The organism is Veillonella sp. AF36-20BH, assembly GCF_003602765.1.
Lineage (GTDB): Bacteria > Bacillota > Negativicutes > Veillonellales > Veillonellaceae > Veillonella > Veillonella hominis.
The window spans coordinates 278109-301710 of the sequence record NZ_QTLR01000002.1 but is presented as its reverse complement, the minus strand read 5'-3'; the positions used below and the strand labels follow the sequence as shown (position 1 = coordinate 301710).

At 37.1% G+C, this 23602-nt stretch carries 17 protein-coding genes and 1 CRISPR repeat array; all 17 genes read left to right on the top strand.

Annotated elements, in window-relative coordinates; all coding sequences use genetic code 11:
- The 17 genes from DW000_RS03915 (at window position 1) to csm3 (ending at window position 23596) form a co-directional block, all read left to right on the top strand.
- Window positions 1-1797 carry an N-6 DNA methylase gene (locus DW000_RS03915; protein WP_207798784.1) on the top strand — a complete coding sequence of 599 codons (1797 nt, stop codon included), beginning with the start codon at window positions 1-3 and terminating at the stop codon, window positions 1795-1797.
- Between the two features lie 45 nt (window positions 1798-1842).
- Window positions 1843-2955: a DUF262 domain-containing protein gene (locus DW000_RS03910; RefSeq protein ID WP_120055187.1), complete on the top strand. Its 1113-nt coding sequence runs from the start codon at window positions 1843-1845 to the stop codon at window positions 2953-2955.
- Window positions 2942-3604 carry an MAE_28990/MAE_18760 family HEPN-like nuclease gene (locus DW000_RS03905; RefSeq protein WP_120055185.1) on the top strand — a complete coding sequence of 221 codons (663 nt, stop codon included), beginning with the start codon at window positions 2942-2944 and terminating at the stop codon, window positions 3602-3604. The genes DW000_RS03910 and DW000_RS03905 overlap by 14 nt, the downstream gene beginning before the upstream one ends.
- Before the next feature lie 100 nt (window positions 3605-3704).
- A complete protein-coding gene (gyrA, locus tag DW000_RS03900) occupies window positions 3705-6173 on the top strand; it encodes a DNA gyrase subunit A (RefSeq protein WP_120055183.1) in 2469 nt (822 codons plus the stop codon).
- Window positions 6174-6251: 78 nt separating this feature from the next.
- On the top strand, window positions 6252-6623 hold the full coding sequence (locus DW000_RS03895; RefSeq protein WP_004698032.1) for a hypothetical protein: 372 nt from the start codon (window positions 6252-6254) through the stop codon (window positions 6621-6623).
- A 158-nt stretch (window positions 6624-6781) separates the two neighbouring features.
- The gene (locus tag DW000_RS03890) at window positions 6782-7957 is read left to right on the top strand and encodes a teicoplanin resistance protein VanZ (RefSeq protein WP_120055181.1); all 1176 of its coding nucleotides are present in this window, start codon (window positions 6782-6784) and stop codon (window positions 7955-7957) included.
- A gap of 220 nt (window positions 7958-8177) precedes the next feature.
- Window positions 8178-8483 (top strand): hypothetical protein, encoded by a 306-nt coding sequence (locus DW000_RS03885; RefSeq protein ID WP_243624522.1) that lies wholly within the window; start codon window positions 8178-8180, stop codon window positions 8481-8483.
- Between the two features lie 86 nt (window positions 8484-8569).
- Window positions 8570-9613, top strand: a complete 1044-nt coding sequence (locus tag DW000_RS03880; protein WP_120055179.1) for a Fic family protein — start codon at window positions 8570-8572, stop codon at window positions 9611-9613.
- Window positions 9614-9707: 94 nt separating this feature from the next.
- Entirely contained in the window at window positions 9708-10082 is a 375-nt protein-coding gene (locus tag DW000_RS03875) for a hypothetical protein (RefSeq protein WP_004694437.1), read from the top strand.
- A 323-nt stretch (window positions 10083-10405) separates the two neighbouring features.
- Window positions 10406-11836 (top strand): [FeFe] hydrogenase, group A, encoded by a 1431-nt coding sequence (locus DW000_RS03870; RefSeq protein ID WP_120055177.1) that lies wholly within the window; start codon window positions 10406-10408, stop codon window positions 11834-11836.
- Between the two features lie 350 nt (window positions 11837-12186).
- On the top strand, window positions 12187-13335 hold the full coding sequence (locus DW000_RS03865) for a glycoside hydrolase family 3 N-terminal domain-containing protein (RefSeq protein WP_120055175.1): 1149 nt from the start codon (window positions 12187-12189) through the stop codon (window positions 13333-13335).
- 435 nt (window positions 13336-13770) lie between these two features.
- Entirely contained in the window at window positions 13771-14835 is a 1065-nt protein-coding gene (locus tag DW000_RS03860) for an ATP-binding protein (RefSeq protein WP_012865022.1), read from the top strand.
- A 293-nt stretch (window positions 14836-15128) separates the two neighbouring features.
- The gene (locus tag DW000_RS03855) at window positions 15129-15995 is read left to right on the top strand and encodes a sigma-70 family RNA polymerase sigma factor (protein WP_120055165.1); all 867 of its coding nucleotides are present in this window, start codon (window positions 15129-15131) and stop codon (window positions 15993-15995) included.
- Between the two features lie 319 nt (window positions 15996-16314).
- The gene (locus DW000_RS03850; RefSeq protein ID WP_120055163.1) at window positions 16315-16923 is read left to right on the top strand and encodes a hypothetical protein; all 609 of its coding nucleotides are present in this window, start codon (window positions 16315-16317) and stop codon (window positions 16921-16923) included.
- Between the two features lie 364 nt (window positions 16924-17287).
- Window positions 17288-18400: direct repeats of the CRISPR family, unit length 35 nt; unit sequence GTTAAATTAAATAATCCCCATTAGGGGACGGAAAT.
- 1418 nt (window positions 18401-19818) lie between these two features.
- Window positions 19819-22377 (top strand): type III-A CRISPR-associated protein Cas10/Csm1, encoded by a 2559-nt coding sequence (gene cas10, locus DW000_RS03845; protein WP_120055161.1) that lies wholly within the window; start codon window positions 19819-19821, stop codon window positions 22375-22377.
- A gap of 10 nt (window positions 22378-22387) precedes the next feature.
- Window positions 22388-22900: a type III-A CRISPR-associated protein Csm2 gene (gene csm2, locus DW000_RS03840; RefSeq protein ID WP_120055159.1), complete on the top strand. Its 513-nt coding sequence runs from the start codon at window positions 22388-22390 to the stop codon at window positions 22898-22900.
- Between the two features lie 12 nt (window positions 22901-22912).
- Window positions 22913-23596: a type III-A CRISPR-associated RAMP protein Csm3 gene (gene csm3 / locus DW000_RS03835; protein WP_004698080.1), complete on the top strand. Its 684-nt coding sequence runs from the start codon at window positions 22913-22915 to the stop codon at window positions 23594-23596.
- Window positions 23597-23602: the final 6 nt, after the last annotated feature.

The following is a 23602-nucleotide window of genomic DNA, read 5'->3' as shown; positions in this document are numbered from 1 at the left end:
TTGTTAAGACAGATTTTATTAAAATATTTGGAGCGAAAAAATATAACGCCAAATGATAAGTTCTTAAAAAAAATGAATCAAATTATAGATTCATTGATAGATTGTGATATTAATATCAACGGAATGATTGGCAAGGAATATGATACCGTAGAAGAAATGGCGTATTCTTTGAATAATTTATTCTCATCTGACTGTAAGAAAAGAAATGGAGTCTATTTTACACCTTTAACCACTACAAAGCTTATGGCTGAGCAAGTTTTATTAGAAAATAATATAAGAAGGCCATTTATTTTAGATCCTGCGGTTGGTAGTGGAATACTATTGATTCGGTTAGCACGAGAGCTTATCAAAAAAAAAGATTTAAATATTAAGATAATTATTGAGAAATATCTTTATGGCATTGATAAGTTAAAAGAGAATGTTGAAGTTTGTAAATTAATGTTACTATTATTAGCATTTGAGATTAATCAATCTGTACCAGATAGAATTAATATTCTCTGCATGAATTCATTAAGTATTGATTTTGATAACTTAAAGGATACGATAGGGGTTGATAAGTTTGATATTATAATTTCTAATCCTCCTTATATCGGATCAAAATTAATTGACCAGGAATCCAAAGCTTTATTAAAAAGATTCTCTGATACTGTTTATGGGAATCCTGATATTTATATAGTGTTTTTTGAGATAGCTATACGGATGATAAAGCCTGGAGGAGTGTGCTGCTTTATAACTCCAAACTCATTCTTTAGAAGTTTAAATGGTAAAAAATTGAGAAAATATTTGATTAATCAGACGAGTGAAATCAAATTAATAGACTTTGAGGGGAGTCTTGTATTTGATAAGGTTTTACATTACTCAGCTATTACAATTTTCAGAAAAAAAATAAAATCTGGAGAAATTAATAGAATTCAATTTCTTACAAATTATTCAGAGGATTCGATAAAAGACGATTTTAATTGGGAATATATTGATCCTACAGATTCTTGGCAGTTATTGTCGGGACAAGATGAAATCATTGTAAATAAGCTAGAGAATAAATTCAGTTTTAAGTTAAATGACTTTAGTTTTAAAAATGGTGTAGCCACTCAAAGAAATAATATTTATATGTTTTCATATACGTATCAAGATAACAAATATTATTATTTTATGAAAGATGATTATGAGTATAAAGTTGAGAAATTAATAACTAGACCTTGTGTCTTGCCTAATATAAAGAAACAGGACCCAAACTTAAGAATTATATTTCCATATAAGTACAATAGTGTTACACAAACAGTATGTTCAATAACACCAGATCAAATGCGCGAGCAATTTCCTTATGCATTAGAGTATCTTGAAGTATTTAAAGATGAATTATCTTTAAGAAAAGTAGATAGTAAAATGGAGTATTGGTATTTATATGGACGCTCTCAAGGTTTAAACCAATATGGACCAAGATTATATTTACCATATATTTCAGGGCAGTTATCAACTCATTTATCTAATAGTGATGATGAAGTGTTTGCAGCAGGATATGCTATTTTCCATGAAAATTATAAAGTTTTATTAGCAATAGGTAGACTATTGGAATCTAAATTATTTCATTTTTATATAAGTAGAGTTTCAAAACCATATAGTAGTGGATATTACTCTACTGCAAAGAATATGATAAAAAACTTTTCGGTTCCTGATATTGAAATTTTAAAAACAATAGATAACACATCTATTACTGATGAAGTAATTTATAACTTATATGGACTCACCCAATCTGAAACTATTTTTTTAGAAGCTGAGCTTTTGAAATTAGATAATTAAACTTAATTGTTATGTATAAGTTTGTATTAAGGAGTATGTGCTATTATGAGCCTTCAAGATGAAATTATTGAAAAATCAAGTAAAATATATAGAGATTCATATCAGATGTCAATAGGAGAGCTTATAAATCTATATAGAGATGGTGAGATGGATATACATCCAGAATTTCAAAGAGTTTTTCGGTGGAGTGATGCTCAGAAAACGAGACTGATAGAATCCATAATGTTGAATATACCGATACCATCAATCTTTGTAAGTCAAAATGAGCAAGGAGTTTGGGATGTTATTGATGGTGTTCAACGACTATCTACTATTTTTCAATTTGTTGGTTTTTTTAAAGATGATGCTGGAGTGAAACTTGCTCCTTTAAAACTACTTAAAACTGATTACTTGCCATCTTTTGAAGATATGTTATGGGATAATAAGGAGAACCCTGAAAAATCATTTAATAAGGAACAACAATTAGCATTTAAACGATCAAGAATAGATGTTATTATTGTGAAAAAAGAGAGTGACCCTAATACTAAATATGAGCTATTTCAACGCTTAAATACAGGTGGCACAAGTCTATCTGATCAAGAGGTTAGAAACTGCTTGATAATAATGACGAATCGCGATTTTTATTCATTTTTAATTGGATTATCTAAGAATAATGATTTTAATACTTGTGTAAACATAAGTAATCGTAAGGAAGATGAACAGTTTAAGCTTGAATTGATTTTACGATTATTGATTGCACAATATATTGATTTCAATACATTAGATAGATATTTAGATCTAAAAGAGCTACTTGATAAGGAAACAATTAATTTGGTAAATCAGATAGCTAGTGAAACATATGAAGATATTAAAATAAGATTTGATAAAACGTTCAAAATTTTAAATGAAATACTAGAAGATGATTCGTTTAGAAAGTATAGTGAGGATAGACATAGAGGAGCTTTTTTAGTATCTGCATTTCAGTGTATTGCAACTGGGATTTTTTATAACTTAGACATGGTAGAAGACATGCCACAAGATCATATTAGAGATATAATTAGATCTATATATACTAATGATGAATATATTGCAAATACTCAAAGTGGTTCACGAGCTATACCGAGATTTAAGGCATTAACTTTATTGGGGAGAGGAATCTTTAGAAATGAAGATTGTTGATTTAGATGCCTTAATAGATAAAATTGACTCGGAGCTATCTTGGCGGAAAAAGGAGTTAAGTGCTCTAAAGTTTAATGTTGAGGAATCTAGAAATTTTATTGAAGCTGAGCAGAGTCGTTTTATTAGAATGGGCCTTGCTATGTTATATGCACATTGGGAAGGTGCAATTAAGTCTTTAGCTGAATATTATTTAAATTATGTTGCTAATCAACATCTTTATTATAAAGAATTAAAAGATAGTTTTTTAGCAATAACAATGAAGCACGAATTTGTACAATTTGATGCAAGTCAAAAAGCATCATTACATAACCAATTTGTAAGGAGTATATTTTTAAAGCAAGAAGAGCAATCTAAGATACCTTACAAAAACGTTATTAAAACTAATAGTAACTTAAAAATAGAAATTTTTAAGGAAATTGCTGCTTGTTTATCACTGGACTCTACAGAATATGAGTTAAAAGGAAATATTATAAATGAGCGACTATTAGAAAATAGAAATAAAGTTGCTCATGGAGAGCGTATAGAGCGTTTGTCAGGTGTTTCTAGCATCTCAGAATACGTAGAATTACATAATCTAGTTTCTGATTTAATTTTTAAGTTTTCTGAGGATATTAAAACTGCAGCTAAGTTAGAGCAATATAAAAAATAATGAACGTATAGATGCTTTCATAAAATATAGCTTTAAACCCTTAAAAATGCTATAATTATATGATGAATTAGTATCAGTGTTAGTAAAATGAGGTGAGATTGTGGCAGACCAACAATGGTCCCACGGGAATATTCATCCCGTTCAGATTGATAAAGAAATGAAGAATGCGTACATCGATTATGCAATGTCCGTAATCGTTATGCGTGCGCTTCCAGATGTGCGCGATGGCTTGAAACCAGTACATCGCCGTATTTTGTACGCGATGCACGAAACAGGCATGACGCCAAATAAACCGTACAAGAAATCCGCTCGTATCGTCGGTGACGTACTCGGTAAGTATCATCCACATGGTGATAATTCCGTTTATGATGCGACGGTTCGTTTGGCGCAGGATTTCAATACGCGCTACCTCTTGATTGACGGTCACGGTAACTTCGGTTCCATCGACGGCGATAGTGCTGCTGCGATGCGTTATACCGAAGTACGTATGGCGAAGATTACAACGGAAATGCTTGCCGATATCGACAAGGAAACTGTTGATTTCATGCCGAACTATGATGAAAGCTTGCAAGAACCAACTGTATTGCCAGCGAAGATTCCAAATCTTCTCATCAATGGTTCCAGTGGTATCGCCGTAGGGATGGCGACAAATATTCCACCACATAACCTCAACGAGGTATGTAATGGCCTAGCGATGCTCATCGACAATCCGGATGTGACTGTAGATGAATTGATGACCGCTATTAAAGGTCCAGATTTCCCGACTGGAGCGCTCATTTTGGGCCGAGAAGGCATCAAAAAAGCGTATTCCACAGGTCGTGGTAGCGTTAAAATGCGTGCTCGTGCAACCATCGAAGAGATGTCTAAGGGCAAGCATAAGATCGTAGTGACTGAGATTCCTTACCAAGTGAATAAGGCTCGCGTAATTGAAACAATTGCGAACTTGAGCCGTGATAAGGTTATCGATGGCATCACAGCACTTCGCGATGAATCTGACCGCCAAGGTATGCGCATCGTTATCGAATTGCGGGCTGATGTGCAACCAGACATCGTACTCAATAAATTATATAAACACACTCAACTTCAAGAAACATTCGGCGTGATTATGCTAGCCCTCGTAGATGGACATCCTCGCGTATTGAATTTGAAAGAAGTATTGGGTTACTACTTAGATCATCGTCTAGATGTTATCGTACGTCGTACTCAATTCGAGCTTAACAAAGCTGAAGCGCGCGCTCACATCTTGGAAGGCTTGTTGATTGCCCTCGACCACATCGATGAAGTAATCGCTACAATCCGCAGTTCCCAAACTGACGAAATTGCACGCAATGCATTAATGCAAAAATTCGGGCTTTCAGAGAAACAAGCGGTAGCCATCCTCGACATGCGTTTACGCCGTTTAACAGGCTTGGAACGCGAAAAAATCGAAGACGAATACAAGGAATTATTGGCATTGATCGAAGATTTGAAAGCTATCTTGGCTAGCGAAGCGCGTCAACGTCAAATCATCAAAGACGAACTCGATGATATGAAGAAAAAATACGGCGACCCTCGTCGTTCTGAAATCACCATCGACACATCCGACCTTGATGTAGAAGACCTTATTGCTGACGAAGAAATGGTTATTACCTTGACTAAACAAGGTTACATCAAACGCATGAACGCGAACGTATATCGCAACCAACATAAAGGCGGCGCTGGCGTTATCGGCATGAAGACGAAGGAAGATGATTATGTAACGCAAATTATGCATGTGCGGACCCATAATACATTGTTATTCTTCACATCTACAGGCCGTGCATATCGCCTCAAGGCATACGAAGTGCCGGAAGCAGGCTCTCGCAACTCTCGCGGTACCGCTATGGTTAACGTATTGCCACTCGCGGTAGGCGAATCCGTTACGACTATGATCGACCTTGAACGGGTTCATGAAGATGTAAATTTATTCATGGTCACTGAGTTCGGCGTTGTAAAACGTACGGCTATTGAAGAATACCGCAATATCCGTCGTTCTGGCCTCAATGCAATTAACCTCGACGAAGGCGATCGTTTGATTTCCGTTAATGTAACGACTGGCAACCAAGATATCTTGATTGGCACTAAGTTGGGCATCGCTATTCGCTTTAGCGAACACGATGTGCGCCTCATGAAACGGGCGGCTCACGGCGTGCGCGGCATTAAATTGAATGCAGGCGACGTAGTTGTAGGCGCTGGTGTTCTTAATACTGATGAAAGTGAAGCACAAGTGTTTACTATCTCTGAAGAAGGTTTTGGTAAACGCAATGATGCGGAAGCTTATACATTGCAAAAACGCGGTGGTAAAGGCTCTAAGAACTTCAAGATTACGAACAAAACCGGCGATGTAGTAGCCGTAGAAGTTGTTCATAACGATGACGAAGTCATGCTTATTTCTGAGCAAGGCAAAATCATCCGCTTCAATATGAATGACATTGCTGTGAAGAAGGGCAAGGCTATCTCTGGTGTGAAAACACAAAATCTCGACGAAGGTGATAAGGTAGCTAGTATTGCTGTTATTCCAGGCGCTGAAATCGAAGAAGAAGTAGAATAATATAAAACACTATATAACTATTAAGTAACCATGGGCGATCATCTTAGATGGTCGCCTCTAGTGTTGAGGAGTTTAAAAATGAAAAAATGGTTAGCTGCTATGTTTGCAGCAGGGGTTTTCTTTGTAGGTGGCTTTGGTCAAGCTAGTGCTGCTGACTGGTACTATATCGATGCTGATGCTGACGATGCGGCATGGTTTATTGACAACTCTTCTGTATATAAAACAGATGATGCCGCCACAGTACTTGTTAAAATTAACAATGTTGAAGGCTTCACATATATTTATACAGTTCGGATTGATCGCAAAGAAAAAACATGGACAGAACTTGATACAACAGTATATAGCAATGCTGGTATAGCATTGTTATCCAGTAAACAAGCACAAAAACCTACGAAAATTGAACCGGATACCATGGGGGCGGAAGTTATGCAGGCCCTATGGGGAAAATAATCCTTCGTATAATAGGATGACTCTTATATAAAGCAGTTTATTTAAATAAAGCTTGGTTTATATTATTAGAGTCATCCTTTTATCATTTTTAGATTTATATAAACTGATTATAGTCCTTTGGTAAGTAATCTCATTGGTTAAATAGGGTTGTAAAGCATATGAATGATAATGATTTTGAATATATAAAATATATTGAAGATAATAATATTTTAAAGAATGACTCTCTTAATAAGCTTAAATATTATATAGATATTTATAATATTGAGCATAGTTTAAGTGGAAGGTTAGATGGTAATATATCCAATTTATTTATCAAGGAAGCTGCACAACAATTAATTAATGCTATTAAACTTTTTTCAGATGGCTATTTTGATTGTGCATATTATTTGTTACGGTCAGCAATTGAGATATCAACTATAATGGTGTTTTTAGTTGATATGCCTGAAGATGAGCGGAAAAGATATTTAGATGCATGGATGGAAACTTTAGATTTTCCAATGCAAGGTAAAATCATTCAGGAGTTATCAAGAAATGGGGACATCTTTGTTGATATGAAAGATAAAATGCCTGTATTCTTTGATAATGCTAAAAATCTCAGTTCAGAATTAAATAAGTATGTTCATAAACAGGGGATTCAGCACTTTTATAGTTATATACCTTATAATATCTATATTAGTGACAGAGCAGAGGAGTTAGAAGTTACATTTGAAAAACATCTTAAACAGTGTATAGGAATTGTTTCGGTGATGCGTTTAGCAATAGATCCATTTCCTATTTTATTAATGGATAAAGAGATTTTATATCGTTGTTTTGATTCTATTACAGAACCATATACTGAATCTTTTGTAGAGGAGTATATAGGTATAGATATTATTGACTGTTATAAAAAAACTGAAATATATACAGGTTTACATGATTCTTTTATGCAAAATGAAAAAAAATCAGAAAGTGTTTTTCTTGTTACTAATCATGAGTATATTGTTTCTACTATGATAAAAGAGATTTTATTACAGAAACATTTGCTATGTAAAAGGGAATTAATCAGTGTATTATTAGTATCTTCAAATAATAAAGTTGTAAAAGTGTATTGTGGTAATGGATTATTACAATATTATACAGACCGAAATACTAAAAGAGTTAAACTTTCTTGGAGTAGTGAAGATTTTAAGAGGTTTTCAAATTCAAAAAAATTAATAAATCAAGTATATGATGAAGCCTATATATCTGTTTTAAAATTTGATAACGAATTATATTTTATTGAGCATAATGAAAAAATTGAGCAAACAGAAATCAAAGCTATAAATGATTTTATAATTAAAGAACTTAAATCGTGAGTATAGAAGATTTTTACAGGATGTATTATAAATCTCGGCATTAATCATTGTTAAGCTATTTTAGCCATACAATTTATGCATTTTATAGAGTTTTTATTAGCATTATGCAATTATGATATTATAATGAAGTTATAATAAATTGTATTATGCAAAATGCATAGTTGTTTAGATTTTCTAATCAGGAGAGAACGGTTATGAAAAATGGTTTGTATGTTTAGCGGTGACAGGTTTGTTATTTAGTGCTGGTGTGGGCATGTCTTATGCTGAAAGTTGGTATCCTCTCAATACTGATGCGGTGGAGAAAGATGATGCGCAGGCTAAGTTGAATTTAAAGATTGTTGATCCTAGCGATGATCACTCTATCTATACATTTCAATTCAATCGTGCTGCAAAGACCGCTAAACTGCTCGAGAAGAAAGTATACAATCCAGCAGGCTATATAATCGGTGGCCAAATATACGACAATACAGACATACAAATACAAGAAGAAAGTAATCTAGATTACGTATATCACTTGATTTGGTAAATTCTAAATTTATTCCCTTATTTTATGGTATAATTTAAGGGAATAGTTTTATTTATAAGGGATTAGAGCGGAATGGAGGTGTGTGTATGCGTCGTTTTGAGTATGGTCAGATTCAATCTTTGTCGTGGGATATGGATATTTTGAGTCTTATTGCGGGGATTTATCGGGCAAATGGCAAGGAGGAGGTTTTGCTTTCACAGAGTCCTGCCATATTAGATTCGCTTGTAGAGTTGGCAAAGGTACAGAGTACAGAGGCTTCAAATGCGATTGAAGGGATTGTGACGACGAGCATTCGCCTCCGGCAATTAGTGGCTGATAAGACGACACCTCGTAATCGGGATGAGCAGGAAATCATGGGATATCGTGATGCATTGAATGTTATCCATGAGAGTTATGATTCTATATCGTTGTCTCGGAACCATATTTTGCAGTTGCACAAGATTTTGTATAATTACCAGTTTAATGCACGTGGTGGGCAGTTAAAGAGCGTACAGAATTATATTAGTGCTACGTATCCAGATGGTCGAACAGAGGTATTATTTACTCCGCTAGCACCTTATGAAACGGCGGAGGCTTTAGATCAGATTTGCGCGGAATATAATCGGGTTGTAGGTAATGGCGAGGTGGAACCACTTCTAGCGATTCCCATTTTTATTCATGACTTTTTATATATTCACCCTTTTAATGATGGGAACGGTCGCATGAGTCGATTGTTGATGACGTTATTGTTGTATCGCAGTGGCTTTATGGTCGGTAAATATGTGTCCTTAGAGGCTAAAATTGCAGCAAATAAGGACATGTATTATGCGGCTTTACGCGAGTCTAGTGATGCGTGGTATGGTGAAAGCTCCTGCCCTACGGCTTTCATTCGGTATTGGTTACAAATGTTATTGGCCGCTTATCATGACTTTGAGGACCGCAGTGCTTTGATAGTAAATAGCGGTTCTGCGATGAATCAGGTGCAAGCTGCCATCGATAGGCATTTAGGGGCTTTCACAAAGCAAGATATTAGAGAATGGTGTCCAAATATCAGTGATAGTGCTATTGAAGGTGCAGTGCGTTCTCTTGTGAAGGCTGGTCGTATTCAGCGTAAGGGTGGCGGCCGTTCGACCTATTATGTGAAGCTTTAAGATTCGAGTCCATAAGTTTGTCTTTCATAAAATATTTAGTTTTCCCTTATATACTAGTTTGTATATTTTTGTATTTTCTTTGAGAGGTATTAATATGAAAAAAACATTGGCAGCTGTTTTGGCAGCAGGTGCATTATTAATCGGCGGTATTGGTAGTGTTGATGCGGCTAATTGGTATACAGTAGGCACTGATAGTAATGGTGTTACTTGGTCTATCGACAATGATTCTGTTAAAAAAGATGATAAAAAAGCGGTAATGGACATTAAAGCTATGGATTACGAAGGTTACCACTATATCGTGACTGAAGAGTTCAATCATAAAAAACGGGAAGTTAAGGATCTTAAGGTAACTCTTTATAACCCACAAGGTTATGTTGTGAAAGAGGAACAAGTTAATAAAAATAGCCGTAAGGTTGAGCCAGGTACGCCTGCGTACGCTGTATTCCAACTTATTTGGGGCGGTAAATAATTGAATCCTACAGACGAGTACACTATTGATCAGTACAGGCTTGTTTAGATTGAATGATTTTGTGAAAGCTTCACTGGCGCACGTTCTTTTAAAGAGCGTGCGTTTTTTAGGTGAATTATTCATTTTTTCATGGTAAAATGTGATTTACAGTACACTTTTTCAGAGGTTTTGTGCAAAAGTGTAACAATTCTACATAGTATAAACTTTCACCATAGCGTATACTATAGGTAAGATGCAGAAGTATGGCTTGGGCGCAGTGCTCCGTAGTTTGGCATATTTCGCCCCAATAGTTTGGTCATTATAGTTTGTTAGAGGAGGTCCTCATGTCTCAATACGAATTTATCGATAAACGCGTGCCGATTGCACTAGACAATCCATCCATTTATCACGACATTTCCAAGTGTAAAAACTGTACGTTATGCCGTCGCGCTTGTGCGGATGTAATGAGCGTACTTGATTATTACGACCTTGATGCAAACGGCGATGTGCCTGTATGTATTCATTGCGGTCAATGTGCGGCAGCATGCCCATTCGACTCCATGCATGCTAAATCCGAGCTTGAAAAGGTAAAAGCAGCCCTTGCAGATCCTGAAAAAATCGTCGTTATCCAAACGGCTCCTGCTGTTCGTGTAGCCATCGGTGAAGGCTTCGGCTACGAACCAGGTACATTCTTGGAAGGCAAAATGGTCGGTGCCTTGCGTAAACTTGGTGCAGACTATGTAGTAGATACTAACTTTGGTGCGGACTTAACCATCATGGAGGAAGCATCCGAGCTTGTAGAACGCCTTAAAAATGGCGGTCAAATCCCTCAGTTTACAAGCTGTTGCCCAGCGTGGGTGCGCTTTGCGGAAATCTATTTCCCTGAATTGATTCCTAACTTGTCTTCCACACGTTCTTGTATCGCTATGGAAGCGGCTATGATTAAAACGTACTTTGCAGAGAAAAAAGGCATCGATCCTCGTAAGATCGTATCCGTATCTGTAAACCCTTGTACGGCTAAAAAAGCAGAAACGAAACGGGAAGAAGAAAATGCAGCGGCTCGTTACCACAATGACGAATCCCTTGGCATGGACACAGATATTTCCATCACAACTCGTGAGTTTATTCGTTGGATTCAAGAGGAACATATCGACTTCAACACAGTGGAAGAATCTCAATTCGACGACTTAATCGGCATGGAAACTGGCGCATCCATCATCTTCGGTAACACAGGTGGTGTTATGGAAGCGGCGATGCGTACGGCTTACAAGCTCATCACTGATAAAGAGCCACCTCCATATGCGTTGACTCACCTCGAAGACGTTCGCGGTATGGAAGGCGTAAAAGAGGCAACTGTTCAATTGGGTGATGACGTAACATTGTCCGTTGCCGTTGTTCACGGTGGTAAAAATACACGTGACTTCTTGAATGCATTGAAAGACAGCGGTAAACACTACGACTTTGTCGAAGTTATGGCGTGCCCAGGTGGCTGTATTGGTGGCGGTGGCCAACCGCGCACTAAATTGCCGCAAGCCGTGAAAACTAAAGAAGCTCGTATCGGCGGTCTTTACGAAGCTGACGAAAACTACAAATGGGTTGCGTCCTATGAAAATGAAGAAATCCAAACATTGTACAAAGATTTCTTAGGCGAACCATTGGGCCATAAGGCACACGAACTTTTACACACACACTACACAGACCGCAGCGCGGTTCTTGGTACTCGTAAAGACGTAACACCTGAAACATGCCCAACATCCCCTAAATTTAAAGGCTAATGATAGTTAGCTATTTAGGGTACAACAATATAAAATAGAAAATCCTACGGGTCATGAGTGACTTGATACTCACGTAGCCTTTGTTACAGTGCGGTCACTTTTTAAACGATCCGTAGGATTTTTTTGTATAATTATTCAAAATTCACATATTTTTACTGTATAACTTTATTATAATAATTCAGTATAAAAAAATTATTTTATTATGAGGAAAAGATGAATCATTTAGTGTATAATATAAAAATATACTGTACGGATCAAGAGGGGACTTATGGGTGTTGCATTGGGAGAGCAACATAGAAAGCCCATAATATTCATAATATTGCGTAAGCATTAAGGAGCTTTTAGGAGAGATGAACCAGTTTTTTCGGCGGGTCCTGAGTGGCCTTGCCTTACTAGTTGCTGTCGTTGGTACAACTGGATGCCAACATGAGAGTCAGGCAGAACAAGAAACGGTACGAACCGTATCGTACCGTGCCGTCCTGGAGTCCAATAAACCCGTGTCTGAAAAGGTGGACACTTGGATTGCGGCCATGTCCCAAGAGGATAAGGTGGGGCAGCTGATGATGATCAGCCTTCATGGTAGTACGATAGGACAATCCCAAAAGGATGTGATCCGAAAATACCGTGTCAGTGGCGTTATGCTAACGAATAAAAATCTTATTAATAAGAACCAAGTGAAAACTTTCACCAGCGATATTATGCAAACGGCGATAACCTCTAGCATGGTGACACCTTATATTGCGGTGCATCGTGATCGCATATTGCATGGGAATGAAAGTTTCTTGCGGTTACCGAAGCCCAATCGGTGGGGGCAATTGCCTATGGATCATATCATTAATTTGGCCACGCGATCTGCTATTGAAATGCGGGATATGGGCTTTAACTTGGTTATGGGGCCTAATGCTAACCTTGGCGTACCGAATATGTCCTATACATCGGACCCCACGTGGGCAGGTCACATAAACCTTGCCATGGTGGAGCGTTACCAAATTAATCATATGTGGTTTGCTTATAACTACTTTCCGGCGGTGACCTTAGGGGATGCGTCCTTTGGATCTGCTAATGAGGCGAAAGCGTATCTCAGCAATAATGATGTAGCCGTCTTTAAACGTCTCATTGCACAGACGACGGCGAATAGCTATATGCTCGTGATGAGCCATATTCAAATTCCCGCTATCGATAACGAGAATTTGGCGAGCTCCTCTAAGGCGATTATTGATGGTTGGCTTCGCAAGGAGCTTGGCTATAAGGGTATCGTTATGACAGACCGTATCGATGTGGGTGCGTTGCAATCCAATCAAAAGATAGGCGATTACGCTGTGGCCTCTATCTTGGCGGGCAGTGATCTCATCCTTGTTGATGCGGATACGATTCATATCGATGAAGTCCATCGTGCGCTGACCCAGGCGGTGGCGGATGGAACGATTTCGAATGAACGCCTCAACGAATCGGTTAAGCGCATCTTATTGATGAAAATGCAAACGCAAATTGATCCATAAGATATTTAGGAATATTAGATTTTGTAATCAGAAATTTACGAATTAGATATTTACTATTAAGAAGTTTAGTATAAGAACATTCAGTAACAATTTAATATACTTTATATGCAAATGACGTGCTATACCTTTTGGTAAGCACGTCATTTTTAATATATATAGATTAAAATATAAAATATATAGTTTAATATGTATATCTTATAATGTATAACTTATATAACCATGCCTTATAGGATATGTTGATATCAAACATATCTGGGAATAACGTAATCATAAGGCCTTTTATGATAGTAAGGAAATACGTATCACATGAAAGCTCTGATTTGATGGGTAAAAAAATTAACATAATAAAAAGCTATGTTAACTATATGAAAAAAAGTTTAATAATGATTTAAAATTATGATATAATAATTTCCGTAAATAGTTGGAGGTGAGTATATGAATTTTGTGGGACGTGCTGAGATTATAGAGAGTATCCAGTCCCGTATTGCATTGGGCCGAATGAGTTTATGTGTTGTATATGGCCCTCATCGCAGTGGTAAATCCTATGTGGCTTCGCAGCTTGTACGCCGTCATAAGGCGGTATACTTGGCGGGGCGCATGGCTAATGAATCAGTCCATGTGGCTGATATAAATAGAGCTCTTGAGGCACGTTTTGTTCCTGCTGATGCTCAAGATACATTCGAGCCTGTAGAGAGTTTGCAGCAGGCCTTTGTAAGGCTTTTTGAAAGCAGTGTGAAAACACCTCAAACTGTGGTGATTGATGATTATCCATCTTTAGTGGAAGCAGTTCCTCAGTTTCCCATTCACTTGCGCGATTTATTAGATACTTATAAAGATACGAGTCGTTTGAACATCATTTTGATGGCGAATGGCATGGAACAGCTCGATGGTCGCATCATTGGCAATCGCAGCCTTATCGGACCTTTCGTGTCCGAATATCTTGAGGTGAAACCATTTTCCTTGGTGGATATGAAATCCTTGGGCCTTCACTATGCAAAGGACGATTTGCGCACCGTCTTTGCCGTAACAGGTGGGTTACCTGCCTATGTGCAATACTTTGATAATGGTGAAAGCATCGATACGAATATTATTAACTTGTTCTTCTCAGTAACGGGAGCTCTCTTTGAAGAAACACAGTATATCTTGCATCGAGATATGAAAAATATAACGGGTGCCAATGCCATTTTAACGGGTCTTGCTAGCTTGGAAAGACCGTACTATGTGGAGCTTTTACAAGAAAGCCAAATTAAAAGTGGCACGTTCACATCTCGTTTGAACGATCTTATGTCCATGGGGCTCGTAGGTCGCATTCAGGCAAGTAGTCGTGGGAACGCGAAGTACGCGGATTACCATTTCACGAACAGTATGTTCCATTTCTGGTACCGCTATGTATATAAATACTGGGGCGACATCGTGCGCGGTTATGGCGCTGATGTATATTATAATCATGTAAAACCGCAGCTAAACGACTTTGTTCAAGCCGCGTGTATTGCGATTTAATCAGACAATTTCAGATTGAATACTACTACCTAAAGATTGAATACGATTACCCAATGATAGTATATATTTCCTCTAAAAAATGACACCACATTACGTATGTGGTGTCATTTTTAGTAATTATATATTTTCAGCAATTACCCTTTGAATCGCATACTTATGTTGTACTTTGGTTAGAAATTAAGACTCAAATATAACAGAATATAGGGAAATTCCGAGGAATTGCGGATTTGTCAAAACACTCTTTCCGCGGTATTGTGTACATAAGCGCTATGCCATGGCAGGAAAGGGGATTTATGTTATATACCAACGAAGAACCTTTAGTACAAAGAACATGTATTAAAACTGCAAACTTACAACATGACAACTATCAGTCAGAAAAATTAGAAACACAGGCATTACCATCTCATTCTTTATTATCGAAAGCTGATGAGTCTAGCCGAAGTATTCCAGAGAAACTGAAATTACAGACCCTCGTCTGTGGTCATCAAGTTTTATCGTCCTTGTCGGACAAGAGTCTCGTGTCCATTTGTCAAAAGCCAAATATGAGGATTCAGACGGTAGGGTATCAACCATGGTCCGTTGATGAGCTTCGTCATGATGCAGCACAAATCGAGCTCTGTCGCAGGTATCGACCGCTCATCTTGCACTATACGAATCGCATGGGAAATCGCGAGTTCCGCGAGGACGTAGAGAGCTATCTTTGGGCGATCCTCATAGAATCGATTTATAGCTTTGATTTGGAAGGACCCGTACCGTTTCCAGGCTTTGTGAAAGCTGGCATCATGTACGGTTACATGAGGTACTGGAAGCGAGAGCGATTGCGTTATCGCCGTGAAATTCACATCCCAGATCGCACCACCGATGATGGAGAAGTCGCCTTTGGTATGGATATCTTCGCATCTGGCGAGAATGTGGCGGATATGGTAATGAGTGCCGACGAAGAGCATAGACTGCGAGCTCGTCTAGTGTGGGCTTTAGGGAGACTATCTCCTGATCAACGGGACTTACTGCGCCGTGTCTATGGTGAGTGTCAAAGCTTGGTATCGGTTAGTGAAGAGTTGAACTGCAGCCGCCAAGCCATACAACGGCGTCACGAACGAGCTATTCGAAAGCTGCGTAGATATTTGAGTACGGACTTTGAAGACTTGCATATACATTAGTTATTATAATTTAATTTCTTATTTATATCCTATATATTGCATATTTCTTTTAATCTCGATTAACGAATATACATAAAATATGCAATTCTCAATTTAAATGAGAAAATAATGACACATCAAGATATATATAACTTTTACAAGATCATAAAGTCTTTAATTATACGTAAACTTCTATAGTTTTGTATATATATTTACAAATTATACAGGCTGATATACAATAAGGTCAGTAGCAGATTAAAGCATGCTAATCTGCTTTCACAGAACACGTGTTCATTGTATTGTTGAAAGGAATGTTCCTGATCAGATTGGAGAGGATTCCATGGCAATAGATGATAAACCAACAGATTTGATGGCCGCTCGGCTATCTAAGGGAGAGGATTTGGATTTGATCTACACGAATCCAAAGAATCACATTGTTTGTTTTATTCCTACCTATCAACCTAGTGGTGGGGACAGTACGAAGTGTTATTTTGTGGATGGACGCGAAGAAATGGTCCATCTGCCAATGCGAATGATTACGAGAGAGCTGGCGATGCAGGAAGGGCTGAGACCCAACTACATTATGACCAGCGATGGTCGACGCAGCAGCTATACCGCGCCTAAGACCTATGGTCCGCATCTAACCTTTGCGCATATTAAATGTCGCCGCCCTATCGGCAAGGACGTGGTGTATGGCCTCTTTAACGTGGCTATACCCTATGAATATATCGTTACGGAAGGTCCGGAACCCGATACGAGCTATATTCATGTGGCGGACTTTGCACCCATCTTGGTGTACCAATCCCCGCGTCATGTCAAACACAAACTGAACGAAGCGATGCTAGAACACTGCAACTACGTGCGAAAAATGCTAGCCCGCATCAAACTCAGCCAAAACCCTCAAGTCGTGGCCGAACTATTTATCGCCTGGAGAGACCTAACGAGATAACTCGTTGGACGGTGAAAGTAGAAGTAGGAGGGTGGAGAGAAATTTGGAAAAGGAGGATAGGCGTATAAGAAAATAAACGAAACTGCGGAATCAGATGAACTATTAAAAACAAGTTATATATGACACCTCAATAGAGCTACCTTATATAAGGTGGCTCTATTTTCATATATTTTTCATTAATGCTAGTGATGTGCTATAATAGACCTAGATTTAATCTTTGGAAAAATAAATCTGCGCCGTTGTGATAGTGGCGCGGTTAAACGGCATTATTTTAGCTCGCTAAAGTGCCTTTTGGGGTGGATTTACAATCTCCGCCGTTTTTTGCATTTTAGAACCAGTAAATATCTGTTGTTTCAAAGACAGGGTTAAATTAAATAATCCCCATTAGGGGACGGAAATCTTGTTACCCAGCGTTTAAATTGTTTTGCACTTTCTAGGTTAAATTAAATAATCCCCATTAGGGGACGGAAATCCCTTTTACTTCATGGAGTACACCCCGTTCTCTTAAGTTGGTTAAATTAAATAATCCCCATTAGGGGACGGAAATACCACTACGTGTAACAACTAGCCCATTAGATAGCTTAACTTGTTAAATTAAATAATCCCCATTAGGGGACGGAAATCAATTTCAGGCGTTAGATCGTCACTGCTAGGGTTCCCTTGTAGTTAAATTAAATAATCCCCATTAGGGGACGGAAATAACTATTCAACTGATACATCGATATGCATTAAGCATAGTGATCGTTAAATTAAATAATCCCCATTAGGGGACGGAAATATAGCCGGCCCGGGATATTAGAAGAATTTGAAGAATGGAGGTTAAATTAAATAATCCCCATTAGGGGACGGAAATAAGTATGTAAATCGGTTTCCATCTTCCTCAGCTGGCTTTGTCCAGTTAAATTAAATAATCCCCATTAGGGGACGGAAATAAGAGAGTTAATAGATGAAAATAACAATATACTAGCTACCATGTTAAATTAAATAATCCCCATTAGGGGACGGAAATCTAGCGATATATTCGCCATTGATAGTAGTAGATTTCTTAGGTTAAATTAAATAATCCCCATTAGGGGACGGAAATCTGTGGCTAATCCTTCTCAGACTGTTATTGAGTCTACTGAGGGGTTAAATTAAATAATCCCCATTAGGGGACGGAAATACCAGACCTAATTTTATAATGAAGATATGCATCCATAACCAATGGTTAAATTAAATAATCCCCATTAGGGGACGGAAATCGACTAACAATCTTTTCTACCCTACCACCGATAATATATGGTAGTTAAATTAAATAATCCCCATTAGGGGACGGAAATTCATTACCTTTTGTGTCGTGGAATACTAATTTTTGGTACTCCTTGGTTAAATTAAATAATCCCCATTAGGGGACGGAAATCACTTTCGGACTCCCATACATTACAATCATCTAAACGTACTAGGTTAAATTAAATAATCCCCTGATGGGGACAGAAACTTCCTCAAAATCTGCTAGGTTTTGAGTGCCTTGCTTCTGTGACCAACATTCACCGTGTTCTACTACGTAGAGACAGAAACTTCCTCAAAATCTGCTAGGTTTTGAGGGCTATTGTAAAAGTCGTTAAATTAAATAATCCCCTAATGGGGACGAAAACACGATCAATTTAATTGTTTGGCTATTAACAAGAATAAAGTCAGGTTAAACTAAATAATCCCCTGATGGGGACGGAAACAATTCTTTAATTAGAGCATAATTAATAAAGAGTTTCATTGTTGTTAAATTAAATAATCTCCATTAGGGGACGGAAACCTAGGTCTTTTGTTTCTAACAATTTTGAGATAAATAGAGTTAAATTAAATAATCCCCATTAGGGGACGGAAACTCCGCAGCATAGGGTGATTGTTCATCAGGGAACATCGCTTTTGTTAAATTAATTGATCCTCATTAGGTGACGGAAACCTATAAGATATCCTTTTTGTGATATAATCTACGTAGAATAATAGAGTAATAGTTAAATTAAATAATCCCTTAATGGGGACGAAAACTGCATGTACTTTGCGAACTGATTCAAATATTCGTCAGATATTGTGTTAAATTAAATCATCCCTTGATGGGGACGGAAGCTTTACTTCTGGATTTTCAATATTAGTGCTAAATACCCATTGTTAAATTAAATGATCCCCTGATGGGGACGGAAACCCTGTTACAGAATCATAGACATTCTGTCTAACAATTGCTACTATGTTAAATTAAATAACCCCCTGATGGGGACGGAAACACTGATACAGGCTTTTGCATTGGATGGATTTTAGGAATGAGTTAAATTAAATAATCCCCTGGTAGGGACGGAAACGGTAATAAATAGATAGAACATTCTTCTTTGATGTCATAAATATGTTAAATTAAGTAATCCTCTGATGGGGACGGAAACTGCTAAAATAGCCATAAGCATTTCATTTTGTGTTTGCATAGCGGTTAAACTAAATAATCCCCTGATGGGGACGGAAACATCTTACCACAAACTTCAATATTCAAGTTCTTAGGTATAGTCTGGTTAAATTAAATGATCCCCTGATGGGGATGGAAACACCCATATTCAAAAAGGGTTCTTCACTTTCGAAGATTTCTGGAGTTAAATTAAATAATCCCCTGGTGGGGACGGAAACAAAAAATAGTAGGCTTGCGGGTATTTTTCCCTCATGTATTTAGGTTAAATTAAACAATCCCCTTATGGGGCCGGTTCTTATGTTAAAAACTCATATAAGTACAAAAATATAGCCAGTATATTCTTTTTAGTGAATATACTGGCTTTTTTGTATAAATCGGATGGTTTTTCTATTGGTTTTAATCAGAAATGAATATATAATGAAGTCAATAGGTTTTTTATTTCTTAAGTAGAGTTTGGAGGCGATGTGATGGGTAAATGGGATGCACTGGTAAAGGGTGCATTGCTTCATGATATCGGCAAAGTCGTGTATCGAGCTAATCAGGGAACCGATGCACATTCTAAGCGCGGCGCTGCTTTCATTGAGCCCTATTTTTCCGATATGGGCTTAAAGCAAAGTATTACTCATTGTTTGAAGTATCATCATGGAAAAGAGCTTAGTGCGGCTCAACTAAAAAGTGATGATTATGCATACATTGTGTACGAAGCGGATAATATTGCTGCTGCTGTAGACCGTCGAGATCTTGAGGAAGGTGATGAGAATACCTCTACACAGAAGTTTGATAAAGAGTTACCGCTCCAATCAATCTTTCGTGTATTTGGCGGTAAAACTAGTACTCAACCCTTACAGTATTATCTACGTGGCATTGATGTGTCTGACCATTTTAATTATCCTGAAAGTGATAAAACGATACGTGCATCGAGTGATAAATATAAGGCACTATATGATGTGTTAGTACAGAACTTTCAGCAACAACCAATAGATAAGATGTCCGTTAATGAGTTGTTGAGAATTTATGAAGACACTGTATCCTATATGCCATCTAGTACGGCAACAGATCAAGCCAATGATATCTCTTTGTATATGCACTCAAAGATAACAGCCGCTGTGGCACATAGTATGGTGCATTATTTTGAGGAACAAGGCATTACTGATTATAAAGAATACTGTTATCAGAATTCTAAAAAGTTCCGTGAAATGTCAGCGTTTCGATTAATATCTGGAGATATTTCTGGCATTCAGAATTTTATTTATACGATTCCGTCTAAAGGTGCATTGAAATCATTACGTGGTCGCTCATTCTATTTAGAAATTTTGATGGAACAAATTGTAGATGAGCTATTAGATGCATTGCAGTTAACTCGGACAAACCTTATTTACAATGGTGGCGGTCATTTTTATGTATTGGCTCCTAATACAACAAAAACTTGTACTGCTATTGAATCTATGGAAAAATCTATTAACGAATGGTTCTTAACCGTATTTGATACTAAATTGTATTTAGCACTTGGTTCCGCTACAGCAACAGCTGCCGAGTTAATTCAATCGCAACGTACATTATTCCGTAAGGTGAGCCAATCTGTTGGTGAGGCTAAGGCTAAACGATATTCTGAACGGCACCTAACAGATCTATTTAATCCAAATAGTACGTATAATACAGTTCTTCATGGTGAGCGAGAATGTTCCATTTGCCATACTTCAACAGCAATATTATCGCCTTATGGTAAGGATACAGATGCTGAGGCGTGTCCAATTTGTAATGGCTTGTATCGCTTAGGGGAACAGATTGTTGACAGTCGAGATACGGTCTTTGTATTAGCCAGCCCTAATACGAGTGATGATAGTGAAAGTATCCCTAAGGTTGAAGTATATGTTAATAATTTGAATAGTGATGCGGATAATTTGAGGTTATATCTTTATGTGGTCCCTGAAGCATCATTACAGAAGTTTGAATCTAGTCATGAGATTTTTAGAATTTACTCTAAGAATACAGCTAAAACAGGGCATAATGTATTTAATCGTATTTGGTTAGCAGATTATGTAGCACGCAAGGATAATGGTCAAGTTTATGAATTCGAAGAACTTGCCGCATCTAGTGGCTTAGGGGATGATAAAGGTATTAAGCGACTTGGTGTATTACGAGCAGACGTAGATAACCTTGGTGCTGCCTTTATCGGAGGCTTTATTTCTGAGGGCTCTGATAAATTTAAATATGGTACTTTATCACGATATGCTGACTTATCTCGTGATTTGGCAATGTTCTTTAAGGTTGCCGTTAATAAAATGGCTCAAGGTGATGTGCAAGGTTTTGGTAGATCTGTTACACCATTTACTATTTGGGCTAATAAAAAAGTTACGACTAGAAAAATTCACGTTATTTACTCCGGTGGTGACGATGTATTCCTTGTTGGTGCATGGGACGAATTGTTAGAATTAGCAATTGATATTCGTGAAAAACTGGCAGAGGTTACAGATAATAAAATTACTATGTCTGCTGGATTAGCTTTATTTTCTCCATCCTATCCAATTAGCCAAATGGCTGCAATTACAGGTTTACTTGAAAGTGTAGCTAAAGATAATGAGGGCAAAGATAGTATTGCCTTGTTTGGATTTGAAACAAATAAAAATGCGAGTGGCGAAGAACGTATATGTCGTCATGTATATAAATGGGATGTACTCATTGATAATGTAATAGAAGATAAAATTTATACACTAAATCAATTATTTGTTATCCCAGGTATTAATGAGAATCAAAAATCCAAAATGAAATTGGGTAAAGGTTTAATTTATAAGCTAATGGAGTTACTACAAGGTGTATTAAATGATAGAGCCTTAGGTAAACATATTAATGTGGCTCGTATACTCTATTTATTGGCTAGATTAGAGCCTAAGAAAGATAATCCTACCTATGAATCATATAAAAACTTTGTTACAGCTATTCATAGATGGATTCAATCAGAAGAAGATTGCAAAGCGTTATTAACAGCTTGCAACCTCATTGTTTACTATATGCGTGATACAAAGTGAGGAATAGTATATGATACAAGGTAAATTTAATTGGGATATAGATATTGTCAATAAGGCAGAAGAAACTATCGGTCGTTTAAGATATAATCCAAAATGCAGAAAAACAGATGAAGTATTTGACGTAAAGTATGCACAAGTGCGTAAAATTTTATCTAGTGTAGTGGCTATTAAAAATAAATTGGGTGTGGAACAACGTAAAAGCAAATCCTTTGATAAGCTACCTGAAAATATAGCGATGGAGGTTCGTTTTCTAAAAACTACATTCTTATATCAAGCTGGTCGAGATAAAGATAATAAATACCCAGTAAAAAACTTTATTGAAGATAGTCAATTGGTAGAGATGGTTGAATGCATTGGTACTGATGTTAAAAAATTTGATATGTTCTGTAAATATGTAGAAGCATTAGTCGCTTTTTATAAATATAGAGCTGTCAGTGTTATTGCAGCTGCTAATGAAGCATGGAACAAAAATAAACCATTTAGTAATCAAAATTACAATCAATCAAATGGAAATCGCCGATAGGAGGGGTATAACATGGAGAATAATGATAATTTAAAATCCTTACGTGGTAAATTACTAATTACAGGTACTATTAAACTAGAAACAGGTATGCATATTGGGGCTAGTAATGATTTTGCACCTATTGGCTCTGTTGATACACCATTCATTCGTGATGTAGTTACTCAAGAGCCAATTATTCCTGGTAGTTCTATTAAAGGCAAATTACGTACCCTACTAGCTAAAAGTCATTGTAACGACTATATAATGAATGATATTAAAGAGGATAAAGAAGAAATTAAACGTTTATTTGGCTCCGTAAATCCTGTAAAACCAGCTCGTTTACAGTTTTATGATTTATTTATCACAGATGAAACTCGTCAACTGTTTGCTAATATAGAGACAGATACTTATATGGGTGAAATCAAGTTTGAAAACACCATTAATCGTGTTGATGGTAGTGCTAACCCTCGTCAAATTGAACGTGTTCCAGCAGGTACTGTATTTACATTTAAAGTTGCATATAACATTGAAAATGAAGCCGAAGTTACTGAAGATATGAAGATTTTACAAGAAGGTCTTGCATTACTAGGTATCGACTATTTGGGTGGTCATGGGTCTCGTGGCTACGGTCGTGTAAATATTTCTATTGATGATGTGAAGCCAGTAGGTAATAGTGCTATTAATACGCAGGATTTATTAGATATATTAAGAAAGTAGGTTGTT

Bases quoted from the DNA above. Each gene is read 5' to 3' on its own strand.
- DW000_RS03855 (WP_120055165.1), top strand. From the start codon at position 15,129: ATGTTATATACCAACGAAGAACCTTTAGTACAAAGAACATGTATTAAA.
- DW000_RS03850 (WP_120055163.1), top strand. From the start codon at position 16,315: ATGGCAATAGATGATAAACCAACAGATTTGATGGCCGCTCGGCTATCT.
- cas10 (WP_120055161.1), top strand. From the start codon at position 19,819: ATGGGTAAATGGGATGCACTGGTAAAGGGTGCATTGCTTCATGATATC.
- csm2 (WP_120055159.1), top strand. From the start codon at position 22,388: ATGATACAAGGTAAATTTAATTGGGATATAGATATTGTCAATAAGGCA.
- DW000_RS03910 (WP_120055187.1), top strand. From the start codon at position 1,843: ATGAGCCTTCAAGATGAAATTATTGAAAAATCAAGTAAAATATATAGA.
- DW000_RS03865 (WP_120055175.1), top strand. From the start codon at position 12,187: ATGAACCAGTTTTTTCGGCGGGTCCTGAGTGGCCTTGCCTTACTAGTT.
- DW000_RS03890 (WP_120055181.1), top strand. From the start codon at position 6,782: ATGAATGATAATGATTTTGAATATATAAAATATATTGAAGATAATAAT.
- DW000_RS03880 (WP_120055179.1), top strand. From the start codon at position 8,570: ATGCGTCGTTTTGAGTATGGTCAGATTCAATCTTTGTCGTGGGATATG.
- DW000_RS03870 (WP_120055177.1), top strand. From the start codon at position 10,406: ATGTCTCAATACGAATTTATCGATAAACGCGTGCCGATTGCACTAGAC.
- DW000_RS03875 (WP_004694437.1), top strand. From the start codon at position 9,708: ATGAAAAAAACATTGGCAGCTGTTTTGGCAGCAGGTGCATTATTAATC.
- DW000_RS03895 (WP_004698032.1), top strand. From the start codon at position 6,252: ATGAAAAAATGGTTAGCTGCTATGTTTGCAGCAGGGGTTTTCTTTGTA.
- csm3 (WP_004698080.1), top strand. From the start codon at position 22,913: ATGGAGAATAATGATAATTTAAAATCCTTACGTGGTAAATTACTAATT.
- DW000_RS03860 (WP_012865022.1), top strand. From the start codon at position 13,771: ATGAATTTTGTGGGACGTGCTGAGATTATAGAGAGTATCCAGTCCCGT.
- DW000_RS03905 (WP_120055185.1), top strand. From the start codon at position 2,942: ATGAAGATTGTTGATTTAGATGCCTTAATAGATAAAATTGACTCGGAG.